At 45.2% G+C, this 14130-nt stretch carries 9 protein-coding genes and 8 tRNA genes; 12 read left to right on the top strand and 5 right to left on the bottom strand.

What is annotated here, in order from left to right; translation table 11 throughout:
- Window positions 1-320 precede the first annotated feature (320 nt).
- From AC1IR0_RS03900 to AC1IR0_RS03860, 9 genes are all read left to right on the top strand, one after another.
- Window positions 321-396, top strand: a tRNA-Val gene (locus tag AC1IR0_RS03900).
- Between the two features lie 28 nt (window positions 397-424).
- Window positions 425-501: transfer RNA gene (locus AC1IR0_RS03895), tRNA-Asp, on the top strand.
- Between the two features lie 48 nt (window positions 502-549).
- Window positions 550-626, top strand: a tRNA-Asp gene (locus AC1IR0_RS03890).
- Window positions 627-647: 21 nt separating this feature from the next.
- Window positions 648-723 (top strand) — tRNA-Val (locus AC1IR0_RS03885).
- 14 nt (window positions 724-737) lie between these two features.
- A tRNA-Asp gene (locus tag AC1IR0_RS03880) sits at window positions 738-814 on the top strand.
- Between the two features lie 69 nt (window positions 815-883).
- Window positions 884-959, top strand: a tRNA-Val gene (locus AC1IR0_RS03875).
- A 12-nt stretch (window positions 960-971) separates the two neighbouring features.
- Window positions 972-1048, top strand: a tRNA-Asp gene (locus AC1IR0_RS03870).
- Between the two features lie 105 nt (window positions 1049-1153).
- Window positions 1154-1229, top strand: a tRNA-Val gene (locus tag AC1IR0_RS03865).
- A gap of 72 nt (window positions 1230-1301) precedes the next feature.
- Window positions 1302-1763, top strand: coding sequence for a DUF2750 domain-containing protein (locus AC1IR0_RS03860; RefSeq protein ID WP_409666526.1), 462 nt, complete (start codon window positions 1302-1304; stop codon window positions 1761-1763).
- 25 nt (window positions 1764-1788) lie between these two features.
- On the opposite strand, the gene AC1IR0_RS03855 is transcribed toward AC1IR0_RS03860, so the two are convergent.
- The 4 genes from AC1IR0_RS03855 to yccS all read right to left on the bottom strand — a co-directional run bounded on the left by AC1IR0_RS03855 (window position 1789) and on the right by yccS (window position 8302).
- Window positions 1789-2583: a YdcF family protein gene (locus tag AC1IR0_RS03855; protein ID WP_409666524.1), complete on the bottom strand. Its 795-nt coding sequence runs from the start codon at window positions 2581-2583 to the stop codon at window positions 1789-1791.
- Window positions 2584-2681: 98 nt separating this feature from the next.
- A complete protein-coding gene (locus tag AC1IR0_RS03850) occupies window positions 2682-5312 on the bottom strand; it encodes a PepSY domain-containing protein (RefSeq protein WP_184412406.1) in 2631 nt (876 codons plus the stop codon).
- Between the two features lie 169 nt (window positions 5313-5481).
- Complete coding sequence (locus tag AC1IR0_RS03845; protein WP_004280696.1) at window positions 5482-6042, bottom strand: YcxB family protein; 561 nt, start codon at window positions 6040-6042, stop codon at window positions 5482-5484.
- 85 nt (window positions 6043-6127) lie between these two features.
- Window positions 6128-8302: a YccS family putative transporter gene (yccS, locus tag AC1IR0_RS03840; protein ID WP_044111500.1), complete on the bottom strand. Its 2175-nt coding sequence runs from the start codon at window positions 8300-8302 to the stop codon at window positions 6128-6130.
- 138 nt (window positions 8303-8440) lie between these two features.
- On the opposite strand from yccS, the gene AC1IR0_RS03835 reads away from it, so the two are divergent.
- On the top strand, window positions 8441-9658 hold the full coding sequence (locus AC1IR0_RS03835) for a multidrug effflux MFS transporter (protein ID WP_409666519.1): 1218 nt from the start codon (window positions 8441-8443) through the stop codon (window positions 9656-9658).
- A 77-nt stretch (window positions 9659-9735) separates the two neighbouring features.
- On the opposite strand, the gene AC1IR0_RS03830 is transcribed toward AC1IR0_RS03835, so the two are convergent.
- The gene (locus AC1IR0_RS03830; protein WP_004280692.1) at window positions 9736-10443 is read right to left on the bottom strand and encodes a nitroreductase; all 708 of its coding nucleotides are present in this window, start codon (window positions 10441-10443) and stop codon (window positions 9736-9738) included.
- Window positions 10444-11345: 902 nt separating this feature from the next.
- Between AC1IR0_RS03830 and gltS the strand changes: the two genes are divergently transcribed.
- On the top strand, window positions 11346-12584 hold the full coding sequence (gene gltS, locus AC1IR0_RS03825; protein ID WP_004280690.1) for a sodium/glutamate symporter: 1239 nt from the start codon (window positions 11346-11348) through the stop codon (window positions 12582-12584).
- Between the two features lie 45 nt (window positions 12585-12629).
- Entirely contained in the window at window positions 12630-14105 is a 1476-nt protein-coding gene (locus tag AC1IR0_RS03820; protein WP_409666515.1) for an alanine/glycine:cation symporter family protein, read from the top strand.
- The last annotated feature ends 25 nt before the right edge of the window (window positions 14106-14130 follow it).

Raw genomic sequence — 14130 nt, 5'->3', positions numbered from 1 at the left:
ATGACAGTTGAAAGATTACATGAACACAACGTCGAGTATTTTAAAGCTTTGTATAATCCTTAATCAGAATTGGAATATGTCGTGTGGTTAGACTGAAACTTCGCAGGGTAAAACACAAAATTTCGCTTCAATTTTCATTTTGAAAATTAAAAAATTTCGGTAGAGACTTAAAAAATAAACAAAAAGTGTTGTTTTTTTTAACAAACAACCTATTTTTTAATCACTCACACCTAAAAAGTGGAAAACATTCCGAAAAGCGTTTGACAGGCTGTGCAGATTCTCTATAATGCACCCATCAAACGATGATAGACGTTTAGAAAGGGCGCTTAGCTCAGTTGGTAGAGCGTCTGCCTTACAAGCAGAATGTCGGCGGTTCGATCCCGTCAGCGCCCACCAAGCTCTTTCATGTTGAGACCTTATAGTTGCAGCGGTAGTTCAGTTGGTTAGAATACCGGCCTGTCACGCCGGGGGTCGCGGGTTCGAGCCCCGTCCGCTGCGCCACTTTAAGATCTTGATTTTCGTTTGCCACAATAGCGACATTGTGTAAATGCAGCGGTAGTTCAGTTGGTTAGAATATCGGCCTGTCACGCCGAGGGTCGCGGGTTCGAGCCCCGTCCGCTGCGCCATTTATACGATAGACCTTTTGAGGGCGCTTAGCTCAGTTGGTAGAGCGTCTGCCTTACAAGCAGAATGTCGGCGGTTCGATCCCGTCAGCGCCCACCAGATTCTTTTGCGATGCAGCGGTAGTTCAGTTGGTTAGAATACCGGCCTGTCACGCCGGGGGTCGCGGGTTCGAGCCCCGTCCGCTGCGCCATTTCAAAAGAAATTAAATTGAGGTCCCTGAGCCTGAATTTAATAAACTAAAGATTGACACTCTTTATCAGGGCGCTTAGCTCAGTTGGTAGAGCGTCTGCCTTACAAGCAGAATGTCGGCGGTTCGATCCCGTCAGCGCCCACCAGATTCTTACGATGCAGCGGTAGTTCAGTTGGTTAGAATACCGGCCTGTCACGCCGGGGGTCGCGGGTTCGAGCCCCGTCCGCTGCGCCATCCTAAGATGAAAAGCTTGGATTCCTGAGATCTAAGTTTTCAAGATACCAAGACAACATCCCTTGTTGGTCTTGCGTCATTTAAAACAACACTGTTGTTTTCTCAGGGCGCTTAGCTCAGTTGGTAGAGCGTCTGCCTTACAAGCAGAATGTCGGCGGTTCGATCCCGTCAGCGCCCACCATATCTTCTTGCTTCAACTCTATTTATTCCTTAGAATCTGATTCTATTATAATAATATTAAGATTTCACGATTATGAGAAATCCCTATCAGCGCAAAGCCGCGACCAAATCCCAAAAAACTGCTTTCGATCCTCAACAGCTTTATAAGCAATATATTGAAGCCATTGTTGCTAATGTTGGCATTTTTGCACTCTATCAAGACGGCTGGGCCTTATGTGCTACGCCGACCGGACAACGCGCATTTGCCTGTTGGCAAAGTAAAGGTCTGGCTCGACTGTTGATTAAAGACAATTGGGAAAATTACGAGATTCAGGAAATTGCTCTCAAGGATTTTGTAGAGAAAGTCATTCCCTTTTTACGTCAGGAAAGTACCATTGTTTCGCTTGACCTGACCCCGGAAGGGCAGAATATTCTGGTGGCACCGGAAAAATTATTACTTGATATTAAAAATTATCTGTATCAGATCTATGTACAAAAGCCGGAACTGTTTAAAAATCCGGATATGCCTTTGCCTAGGCAGATCCGTTTAAATTAAATTTATTGTTTTTAAAACAGCTTGTTTATTGGAACAATGAATATTCATTCAGTAGCCAGCCACTTATCAAAGCAAAATATTCGCGTAACCAGGAATTATAGCGAACATTCTGGGGTGTGCTGGCACTCAGGCTGATGACTTGTTGATAACCCTGATGTCTGGCAATGGCACGGGCACGAGGGCTATGAAAATCGCTAGTGACAATCGCAATGGGCTCATTTCGATCAATATGTTGCTGTTTTAGGATTGCCTGAGAATATTGCAGGTTCTGTTGGGTACTTCTGCTTTGATCTTCTAAGCTAATGGGGTTTTTGAGCTGCGGATAGTTCGTGTAGATATAACTTTGCATGACTTCAGCTTCGCTCTGTCTCTCCCGGAAATTTCGTCCACCGGTCATAATGATTAAAGTATTTGGATATCGTTCTGCATATTTTGCTGCGGTATCCAGACGATTTTTTAAGATGGGTGAGGGCTGACCCTGATTAATGCCACTGCCTAATACTAAAATCGCTGCAGCAGGTCGTGCCGGAACAGTCGGGTTGATTGACATCTGGATATAAACAAAGAAAGCCGCGACACTGATGATCCAGAATAAAAATCCGCCCCAGAGACTGTTCCAGAACAAGGTTCTGAATCGGGAATTCTGTTTCCAGCGCTGAATAGATGAAAAAAATAAGGCGTACAGGATGAGTGCCACCCCAATGAAGATCGACAGGGCAATAGCAAAATGCCTCTGACCTTGGCTCAGTAACCAGACGCTATTGATACATAGGATCAAGCCAGAGATCAGGCTAAGACTTCGTTTAAGTTGATTGAGCATCCAGGGTTCCTTTTTTCTTATTCATATTCTTATTATTGCTTTTGCATCTTCAATAAAAACCGGGCCATTGAGCCCGGTTTTTAGCATATCAGGTTATCTTAATATACATCACGGCGATAACGTCCATCCAGACGTAATTGATCTAACATCGTTTCACCGAGAATCTCAATCAGGGCCTGATCCACATCGCTGGCCATGCCATTGATGCTACCACAGACATAAATCACTGCACCTTGAGCAATCCAAGCTTTTAGTTCTTCAGCCTGTTCACGCAGTTTATGGTGTACATAAACTTTTTCCTGCTGGTCGCGCGAGAATGCAAGATCGAGACGTTTCAGGGTTCCCATTTGCAGCCAGGCCTGAATGGTTTCTTCAAAGAAGAAGTCGTGTTCACGCTGACGTTCACCGAAGATCAGCCAGTTCTGGCTATAGTCCTGACGGTTACGCGCACTGAGCAGACTTAATAGTCCGGCAATGCCGGTACCATTACCAATACAGATAATCGGGCGGTTGTCATCAATCAGGTGGAAAGATTCATTGCTGCGAATACGCAGTGCAATGGGCGCATTGAGAGCCGCATGCTGGGTCAGCCAGCCTGAACCCAATCCCAGATTACCACTAGCATCGGTTTGCTGACGTACCACCAGACGCAAAACCTGCTGGCTTGGAATGCTGGCAATCGAGTATTCACGTGTTGCCAAAACCGGTAATTGCGTAAGGAGCTGATCCAGAGAATCAAAAGGTTCAGCCTGAGTCAGATCACGATCCCAGAGTGCCTGTTCAATATTCTGTTGCATAGAAGGTACTTGTGTACCCGCTGCTATCTGGTGCTTTTGCATAAATGCATCAATACGTTCTTGGCTATTCCCTGGCTGAACCTCGGCAATATCACCTGCTTGCCAGATGGCTTCATGTTCAGGGGTCAGTTCGATATTGAAGGCAGGTGCGCCCAGACTACCAGGATTCAGCAGTTCACGTTTACTCAAACTCCAATGATCAAAGGTCTTATCGATACTCATCGCTTGTAGCTCAAGTCGAGTGACTTGTGCCAGTGCACTATTCCATTGCTGGATATGCTCGTTATTGGCATTGTCGACTTCAATCGTATTGAATAGCTGCTGGGCACCATTCTGTTTTAACCACTGATCAATACGGTGACCAAAACTGCAATAGCTGTCTGGATATTCCTGAGAACCTAAGGCCAATACAGCATAACTTAAATGACTGAGATCAGCTTGAGCAGACAGGATTTTTTTCTCAAAAGAAGAGGCCAGATCTGGTGCTTCGCCCGTGCCATAGGTACTAGCAACAAATAATACCTGTTCGGTTTGCTGTAAATCGGCAAGCGTCAGTTGCTGTACCGGCTTGACGGTTACCGGTTGACGTGCTTCCTGCAGGGCAGTTGCTGTACGCCAAGCCAGCTGCTCAGAAACCCCTGTTTGTGAGGCATAAGCAATGAGCCATGGTTTAGCATTTTCATCCAGGTTCACTGCAGTCGCACCCTGACGTGCTGCCAGTGTTAAGCGTTTCTGCTTGCGACGTTTTAGATAGAGCATCCAGCCGGTTACGAAGAATAACGGCATCAACAAGGCTGCGACCATGGCAAAGAACTGGTAGATCGGGCCGAAGAAGCTGCCACGATGTACCGGTAACATGCTACTCATGATCTTTTCATTGAGCTTTTTGTCTTCATACAGCTCGACTTCGGTAAATTCAGCTGTCCGGTAATTATAAGTGGCACTGTTTCGTGCACGTTCATGTTGAGCGATCGGATCGACGAAGTTCAGTTGCATTTCGCCATCCGGTTTTTTCGGAAGGTTAAACGTTACGGTAGAATACTTATCTGAAAATTCATTGTTAAAGCCAATCCAGCTCTGGTCTAGCGCACGGGCAGTAGCTTCAGGGCTGAGACCTTCACGGCCTTCACCACCAGCACCGCGTTCGCCACCTTGGCGGCCTTCGCCTCGTACTTCACCTTCGGCACGCGGACCACGTTCACCGCCTGGACGTCCTTCACCACGGTTATTGCCGGCATTGGCCTGCATTTCCGGTTGCGGGCGTTCCACCCCCAGCACTTTAAACATGCCATTGCGCCACCAGTCATAAGACCAGTACAGACCGGTACAGGCCAGAATCAGGTAGAAAATCACCACCCAGGTTCCCACAACAGCGTGCAGATCCCAGATAAAATTACGGCCTTTCAGTTGAGGTTTTACAAAGAACCATTGCTTGATCGAATGACGTTTCGGCCAGCGCAGGTACAGACCTGACAAGACAAAAAAGATCAGCATCAGGGTACAGGCACCGGTAATCTGCTTACCCACCGGACCAACCGTCAAATTACGATGCAGTTGCTGAACAAACTGGAAAAATTCCCGACCCTTAATCTCTGGCAAGACTTCCGCAGTATACGGGTTGATCATGATGTTCTGACCACGCCGTGCGCCTTCTTTGGCAACATTCACAGTACTCGAAGCACTCGGATCTTGTGCCACGGTAATACTGTTGATCTTCATGTCAGGCGCAGTACGGTTAAAGTGCTGATACAGTTCGGCAGGCGTGAGTTTGTCACGTTGCTGAACCTGAACCGTATAACTGTCGCTATTCATCCATTTTAATATTTGTTGTTCATAGGAATAGATTGCGCCAGTGACCCCCATTATCGAGAGGATTAAACCTGCTGTAATCCCCAGAAACCAGTGGATTTGGAAAAATGTCTTTTTAAACATGGTCGTCAGATTAAGGGTGAGATCTATAAAAGTGGCAAAATTATAACTGAAGTTTAAGCCCGAATTATAGGTGTTGAGGATAATATTTATTCTCATTATCATTTATTGTTTTGAGATTAAAAAAACCTCCATGCCGGGGCAGGAGGTTTTTCACTGAAGAAAGAACAGTTTAGATTTGTTTTGCTGCGCCGACTTCCGCTTCCAGATGCTTGCGAATCGTGGCGAAAGAGAAGTTTTTGCTGTCCAGACGTTTCGGCAGGATATATGCACCTTGCTGGCCTTTTACCTTGAAATTGACCAACATGAATTCTGGTGTGTTGTACCATTCATAGATGTCTTTCCAGCTAATCGCCCCAACACCTTCTTGCATGCCCATTTTCTGACGCATCACGATGCCATGTGGTTGTACGCCCAGGCGAACACCTTTGATTTCCTGTACCGGAAATTCATTCATCTTGCGTTTAACATACCATTCCAGACCAAAGGTACGGATCAGGTAATACAACACCACACAGACAATGGCCACCCAGCAGAACACGGTAGAATAGTTCTTCAGGAGCAGAATGCCCAGAATAGAAAGTGCAACAACAGCACCCATGATCAGCCATGCTTTCATGCCAATTTTATTGGTACTACGCCAGATCACCAGCTGAGCATGACGCTGCTCGGCTTCTGAAATTTCATAGTTCACAGGCTGGAGGGTATAAGCGTATAAATTTTTCGCGGTCATAGTGAAATTAGCAGATTTTAAACTGTAAAAAGTTTAGCACTAATTGTACCAATTCAGTGAGTATATTGTTCCAAAATCAGCCAAATTATAATGAACCTAATTCAGTTGCCTGTTCATCACGCTCATGACTCAAACTTTGTTTCAGTTGACTCAACTGCTTTAAAATGCTGAACATTAAAGACAGCTGCTGCAAAATGATCAGGGATTTCTGATCTTGCTCCTGATCTTGAGCCAAGCGCTGTCGAATATGGGGAATCATATTTTGCGCACTTAAATCGGGCATTTCATCTCGCAACAATGCACCACGAATGTTCTCGAGAGCTTTGTCCAGTAAATTCAGAATGTCCTGATCTTCAATTTTTTCCCGGTGTGCGCCCAGTGCAGCAATATAACTGATAAAAGTATGGTTCAGACAAAGGAACTCAAAGGCTAGCGATTTTTGTACCGGATCAATATCCGGTTCAGTGGCCAATGTCGAAATCAGTGAGGCTACCTCGGCATCGGTATTATGAGCAGCACGGCGCACAATCCGATATTTCAGGCCGTTATTACGTCCTGACTTATACTGCTCGATCACTTCGCTCAAATAATCCGCTTCTGCTTGCAAGCTGCGTTTGATACTGCGCGGCAAACGCCGGAACTTCCAGTCTGGAAAAATAAAACTGACGCCGAACCAGGCAATCGCACAGCCAATCAAGGTGTCGATCATACGCGGGATGGCCGCGGCATAGCCCATACCGTCCAGGTTGAAGTTGATCAGGGCTAAAATCGTGATAAAGGCGGTGGCTTGGGCATACTGTTTACTGCGTAATTCAAAGAACAGAATCCCGCTCAATACCAGAAGTAATAATTGTCCTTCGATGGAAGGCACAAAATACAGAATGGCATAACCGAGAATAATACCGACCAACGTACCGACAATACGCAGACGTAAACGCCGTTTGGTGGCGTTAAAGTTCGGCTGGCTGACAAAGAGTGCGGTCAATAAAATCCAGTAACCATATTCAATATTGCTGACCTGTACAAAAATATAGCTGATCAGCAGCACAATCGACAGGCGAATGGCATGCCGGAACAGCACCGATTCTGGGGTCAGATGCTGCTTAATCCGAATCTTGATGTCATCCCAGCCTTTCAGGTCATCATCTCTAAGCTGGTTCTCGATATGTTTGAAACGCTCGGACTTGATATTCTGCTCGGTTTCCAGGTTGCGTAACTGGGCATCAATCGATTTCAGGTTTTGAAACAGCGCAAACAGGGCACTGATCCAGACCTGATCATACTGCTGCTCCTGACGTAACTTATCCAGAGACTGTCTCAGGTTATCAAAGGCATGCTTAAAGCGCTGGTTATGTACATAAGGTTTGCGCATCAGCAAACTTTCACTCAGGTCCTTACAGGCTTTGCCCTGAATTGACATGATGCGCTGGAAGCGGAACAGGATATCGCTATGCTGGAAAATCTTGGCCAGTTTCTGATAATCAATATGCGCTGAATCGGCACGTTCATGAATATCCTGCGCGACAAAATAATATTGCAGGCTGCGACGGGTGTCTTTTTGCCCCCGGTCACCTTTCAGGCGAGTCAAAAGGGCAGTTTTCATCTCATTAAAAATCGCAATCAGTTTCCCATTTTCAAGCGAGAGTTCAATCATGCTTTGCTGATAGCTTTTCGGGGTCATGTCCACATCAAACAGATTGGACTTGGCATATAAAAAGTCACCGAGAGCAGAATAGGAAATGGCAAGCTTGTCTTGCGCCAGTCGGGCAGGGAAAATCAGGAAACTGATGGTCGACAGCAGACCGTACCACATCGCGCCGATGACCAATAAACCAGCCTGTTTATACCATTCATCAAACAGCTCCACCCCGAGCATGGAATAAACGGAAATCACCAGACAGCCGTAGGAAATCGTGGCATAGCGTCGCCCTAGTGAACCCAGCAAAATCAGGGCAATACAGGACACAATTAAGGCCAAGGCAAACAGCAAGGGATAAGGAAAAAGCAGATATACGCCTACTGCCGTAATAAAGAAGCCAATGTAGGTGTAGAGCAGATTTAAAATCCGCACCGAAAAGCGGTCATCAATATCGCTTAAACCGGCTGCGACCACCCCTAAAGTCAATGGGATCGTCATCAATTGTTGTCCCATAAAATAGGGAACAAAGGCGGTACCTGCAAATGCCGTCATCATGCGCAGGTTATACATCAAGGTCGTGTTATAGGTGGTTTGCTTGAGACGAGTGAGCCAAGATTTCAAAGGTCGTCCTTTATACTGCAGTCTTAGAGCTGAATCTGAATAGGCTAATGAAAATAGTATATTTATAAATCTTCATTTCAGGCTAAATCATACTATGCACTGTGTTAATTTGTCTGCATATTAGCGCTTTAAATCTTCATGCTTATGACATCGAATAAAATAGCACAACAACCTTATGCCATGTCCTGGATTGTTTTGCTGGCGACCTTAAGTGCACTCGGGCCTTTATCCATTGATATGTATCTTTCGGCCTTACCGGCTATGGCAGCAGATTTTGGTGTCAGTACCCAAATGGTTTCCAATAGCTTGCCGGCTTATTTCTTCGGTCTGGCGATCGGGCAACTGATTTATGGTCCGATCAGTGACCGGATTGGACGTAAACCGCCACTGTATTTTGGGCTGTGTTTATACATTGTGGCAAGTTTGCTGTGTGTCTTTGCGCAGGATGAATGGAGCCTGATCGCTGCACGAATTCTGCAAGCTCTCGGTGGCTGTGTCGGGGTGGTCATGGCACGCGCTGCAATTCGCGATCGTCTGGATATGCATTCAGCAGCTCAGGCCTTTGCCAGCATGATGATTGTGACTGCGATTGCGCCAATCATCGCCCCGAGTCTGGGGGCCTGGGTGTTGATTTTTTATGAATGGAACATGATCTTTTTGGTGCTGATGGGCTGTGGTCTGTTGAGTCTGGCCTGTGTACATTTTCTATTTAAAGAAACCCTGGAGCCAGAACGCCGTCTCAAGCTGAACTTTCAACAGGTTATAAGTTTGTACCGGTGCATTTTTCAAGATCCCAGCTTTCGACGCCCGCTCTATGCCGGCTGTTTTTCCGGTGCGGTGATGTTCTGTTATATCAGTGCTTCTTCGACTATTCTGATGGATCGTTATCAACTGACCGAGCAGCAGTTTGCTTATGCCTTTGGTGCCAATGCTTTCGGCATCATGCTGTTTTCGACCTTGAATAAACGTCTGGCTGGACGATTCTCGATATTGCAGCGCCTGAAAATCGGCACCTGCCTGCAGTTTGCCGGTGTATTAGGGTTAATCTTGCTGGGCTGTCTGGACGTCGATTCTGTGTTCTGGGTGTTGTTAGGCATGTTTATTGTGGTGGCATCTATCGGGTTTACTGGTCCGAATGCCATGGCTCTGGCAATGGCTGAACAGGGCGAGCGGGCGGGAACCGCCAGTGCGATTATGGGCAGTATGCAATTTGTCTGTGGCTTATTGGGCGGTGTATTACTGAATTTTCTGATCTGGCATGCCTTATTAAATATGGCATTGATCATGCTGGTTTTTGTAGGTATTTCCGCTTGGGCGATTTTTAAAATCAAGATGCCAATCTTGAAAAATGCATAGATGCTGGGCGTTCTCTAATATATTAAAAATGCTGGATTGAGCAGAGGGCTAAGCAAGTTGGCTTAGCCCTGCTTGCATCACTCATCGATAAATACGGCAAATTCCTCTACGGGAACACGCGGGGTAATAAAGCTGTTAATAATCTGCTCTGGGTCGGCATAACCCAGTGCCATACCGCAGACCAGCTCTTCATCATCAGGTGCGCCGACCAGATCAAGCACGATCGGATGAAAATGATTCCAGGCAGCCTGCGGACAGGTGTCCAGACCGCGGGCTTTTGCTGCCAGCATGACATTCTGGATCATCATGGAAACATCCATTTTGGAACCAATCGCCAAAGAACGATGGACGGTAAAGAACAGGCCGACAGGCGCATCAAATAATTCAAAATTACGCAGCTGCTGACGCGCCATTTTTTCCTTTTCGCCTTTCTGAATATTCAGCAAGCCATATAAACCCCAGCCATTTTCACGACGACGTTCAATAAATGGCGAGATCCATTGTTCAGGATAATAGGCAAAAGTTTCCTGATACTGCTGCGACAATTCCGGATTTGCATAGATTTGCATTTGTGCCTGACAAACCTGCTGCACGAGTTCATCACGCTTTTTACCTGTTACCACATACACTTTCCAGGGTTGGGTATTGGTTCCTGAAGGTGCGCGGCTGGCCACCGCCAGAATCTCTTTTAAGGTGTCTGTACTAACGGGGGTATTTAAAAAAGCACGCACTGAATGGCGAGAAGTGATGGTGTGATCTACAGCATGAACAAGATTTTGATCCATTATGGGGTCCAGTCGAATATCCTTATTGAGTTTGCAATGACTATAAACTAAACAAACAGAACGGGGGATAGGAAAATTTAATTCTTCGCCAGCTGAAAAAACAATTTATCAGCAAAATGACTTGAATAATGAAATTTCGCATTCTTTTAGCTGAGCATAAATCGCCTAAGTGATAGCAATGGATTTAGTCATAAAGTTGGTCTTTGATTTAAAAAATGGCTTAAAACCCAAGTGCTTGAACCATTCAACAATAACAATTTCACACAGAGAACTGGTTTATTTTGACTGAAAATCAAGATAATTTAATTTCAAGATCTCTGTTTCATTTTGTGTCGAGTAAAAGATTAATATTTTTTTTGAATTAAAATATAGATTAATCTTCATATAAAAATGAGAATTTATAATTATTTTTTATAGGTAAATTAACTATTGCTAATAAAAAGAAATAAAACCTGATACGAAGAAACAGCATAATGTACGACTTTTCATCTTAATTCATGCATTTCGTGATTAAGATCTGTTTTAAATAACGCGATTCCAGATGGCTTGAATGAAGTCTTTAGGTTGAAAGCACTCATCAAGCACTGAATGTTTTTTTTGAGCTTAAAACACAGTTTTTTTACCAGCATGCGCATCTGTTTGAAAATTGTCTGCAATTTTACAACAGACTGAGTATCGGAATAGAAAAGGTGTTGCTTTTATAAATCTCTCATTTGTTGAATATGATCGTGATGATGATATTCATAAGTTTGAAAGAGATGATAAATCGGTTTGTTTTTCTAAAGGTGATAGATCAAATCAGGATATTTCCAGATGAACATCTAATGAGCGAGCTAGAAATCTAGCGCACTCCATAACTTTTAGAAAAATAAAAAATTCAAAATCATCTTGGGCAAAAAATTATGGATTTTACTTTTAACGCATTTTATACCTTGATTGCCGCAGTCATTGTTTTGTTACTCGGCCGATTCCTGGTTAATAAAATCGATTTTTTAAAGCGCTACAATATTCCTGAGCCGGTTGCAGGCGGTTTGGTTGCTGCGATTATCTCATTACTGGTGCATTCACTGTGGGGATACAGCATCACCACCAGTTCAGAGCTACAAACCAGTTTTATGCTGATCTTCTTTGCCTCGATCGGTCTGAGTGCCAACTTTTCCAAGTTGCGTGAAGGCGGTGTCGGTCTGGTAATTTTCCTGTTTGCTATATCGATTTTTATTGTTTTGCAAAATGCAGTCGGTATGAGTCTGGCAACACTGCTTGGTATTGACCCACTGATTGGCCTGATTGCAGGTTCAGTTACCTTAACCGGCGGTCATGGTACTGCGGGTGCATGGGGGGAGATTTTTGAAGTTGAACATGGCATTCAGGGTGCTTTGGCACTGGGTATGGCCAGTGCGACTTTCGGTCTGATCATCGGCGGGATCATTGGTGGACCTTTGGCCAAATTACTGATCAATCGTCATAACCTGGCGACTGCACGTACCGATCAGCAGATCGAAAAGCGTGACAATACACCAATGGATAGCACGACCAACGAATATGTACCGTTTGAATATCCGCATCAGGTGCGTTTAATTACCGCTGATAATGCAATCACGACCTTGGGCCTGTTCGCAGGTTGTTTGGCTTTTGCAGAGTTTATGACGGGTTTCAGTAAAGGTACTGCGTTTGAACTGCCAACATTTGTCTGGGCATTGGCGGGTGGTGTCATTCTGCGTAATGTACTGGAAGGTATTTTCAAAGTTCAGATTTTCGATCGCGCGATTGATGTGTTCGGTAATGCTTCATTGTCGCTGTACTTGGCGATGGCATTGTTATCATTGAAATTATGGCAATTAGCTGACCTTGCAGGACCACTCATGGTGATTCTGGGTGCGCAAACCATCACCATGGCTTTGTATGCAGCTTTCGTCACTTTCCGCATCATGGGCAAAAACTACGATGCTGCGGTACTTGCAGCAGGTCATTGTGGTTTCGGTATGGGCGCAACGCCAACAGCGGTTGCCAATATGCAGGCGATTACCAATATGTATGGTGCGTCGCATAAGGCCTTCCTGATTGTTCCATTATGTGGTGCGTTCTTCGTTGACTTAATCAATGCTACTGTTATTCAGATGATTTTGAAGTTTTTTGCATAATTTTTATGCCTGATACGATGAGTCATAGGCTCATAAGGATGTGACATGAATGATCAGTTAAATGAAACCTTACTCGGCTGGATTAATGCCCTGAATGGCCCTTTATGGGATTTTCTGGTGGTGTTTCTGGTCGCAGTCGGTATTTTCTACACGATCATGACGGGTGCAGTACAAATTCGTTTGTTCTGGCACAGCATGAAAGTCATGAAAAATAGCCGTGGCAAGGTTCAGGATACGCACGGCATTACCCCGTTTCAGGCCTTTGTCACTGGACTGGCAAGCCGGGTCGGTGTGGGCAATGTCGCGGGTGTCGCCATTGCGATTGCGATTGGTGGCCCCGGTGCCGTGTTCTGGATGTGGTTTACTGCCTTTTTGGGCATGAGTTCTGCTTTTGTTGAATCCTCTTTGGCACAGTTGTTTAAGGTGCGAGATAACAAAAACCAGCAATTCCGTGGTGGTCCAGCTTATTACATTACTCAAGGCCTGAAACAGAAATGGCTCGGGATTGTCTTTGCGATTGCATTGATCACGACTTATGGTTTTGTCTTCAATGCAGTTCAGGCCAATGCCATTACCGGAGCAACCTCTCATGCCTGGGGCTGGGATGAGGCGAACCTGATTCTGCCATTAGGCGGCCTGAATCTGGAAATTTCCTGGGTCGGATTGTTTCTGGTCTTGATGACTGCGGTGATCATTTTTGGCGGGATTAAACGGATTGCGAAAGTTGCGGAAAGCTTTGTGCCGTTTATGGCTGTGCTTTATCTGGCTGTGGCTTTGTATATTGCGGTCATCAATTACGATCTGCTCCCATCCATCTTCCAGCTCATTTTCAGTAAAGCCTTTGAATTTGAAGCCGCCGCTGGTGGATTCTTTGGCGCCATGGTATCTATGGCGATGATGATGGGCATCAAGCGTGGTCTGTTCTCTAACGAGGCAGGGATGGGTTCGGCACCGAATGCTGCTGCAGCTTCCGATGTCAAACATCCGGTCAACCAGGGTCTGGTACAGATGCTCGGAGTATTTGTAGATACCTTTGTGGTGTGTTCATGTACCGCGATTATTATTCTGGTTTCGGGTCTGTATGAAAATGCAGGATTTGAAGGCGTGACCTTGACCCAGATGGCGCTTGAAAGCCAGATTGGTGCTTGGGGTGATGACTTCCTGGCTTTGATTCTGTTCCTGTTTGCCTATTCTTCGATTATTGGTAACTATGCCTATGCCGAAGGAAACGTCCAGTTCATCAATAACAATAGCCGGGTGATGTTGATTTTCCGCTTATTTGTATTGGTCATGGTGTATTTCGGTTCTATCGCCAGTGTGCCATTGATCTGGAATATGGCAGATCTGTTCATGGGTGTCATGGCAAGCATCAACCTGATCGCAATCCTGTTGCTGATGCCATTCTTGCTGATGCTACTCAAAGACTATACTGGTCAGTTGAAGCGTGGTGTGAAAGAGCCTGAATTTAAACTGGATAACCATCCTAAATTTAAAGACAAGGTCAAATCAGATATCTGGTAAGACTTGAAGCAAAAAGCCCCGATCA

This window comes from Acinetobacter sp. 129952 (assembly GCF_056642055.1).
The sequence above is the reverse complement of the archived record's forward strand: the minus strand, read 5'-3'. Positions and strand labels throughout refer to the sequence as shown.

Excerpts from the sequence above, each read along its gene's own strand:
- AC1IR0_RS03860 (WP_409666526.1), top strand. The coding sequence starts at position 1,302 with ATGAGAAATCCCTATCAGCGCAAAGCCGCGACCAAATCCCAAAAAACT.
- AC1IR0_RS03855 (WP_409666524.1), bottom strand. The coding sequence starts at position 2,583 with ATGCTCAATCAACTTAAACGAAGTCTTAGCCTGATCTCTGGCTTGATC.
- AC1IR0_RS03850 (WP_184412406.1), bottom strand. The coding sequence starts at position 5,312 with ATGTTTAAAAAGACATTTTTCCAAATCCACTGGTTTCTGGGGATTACA.
- AC1IR0_RS03845 (WP_004280696.1), bottom strand. The coding sequence starts at position 6,042 with ATGACCGCGAAAAATTTATACGCTTATACCCTCCAGCCTGTGAACTAT.
- AC1IR0_RS03835 (WP_409666519.1), top strand. The coding sequence starts at position 8,441 with ATGCTTATGACATCGAATAAAATAGCACAACAACCTTATGCCATGTCC.
- AC1IR0_RS03830 (WP_004280692.1), bottom strand. The coding sequence starts at position 10,443 with ATGGATCAAAATCTTGTTCATGCTGTAGATCACACCATCACTTCTCGC.
- gltS (WP_004280690.1), top strand. The coding sequence starts at position 11,346 with ATGGATTTTACTTTTAACGCATTTTATACCTTGATTGCCGCAGTCATT.
- AC1IR0_RS03820 (WP_409666515.1), top strand. The coding sequence starts at position 12,630 with ATGAATGATCAGTTAAATGAAACCTTACTCGGCTGGATTAATGCCCTG.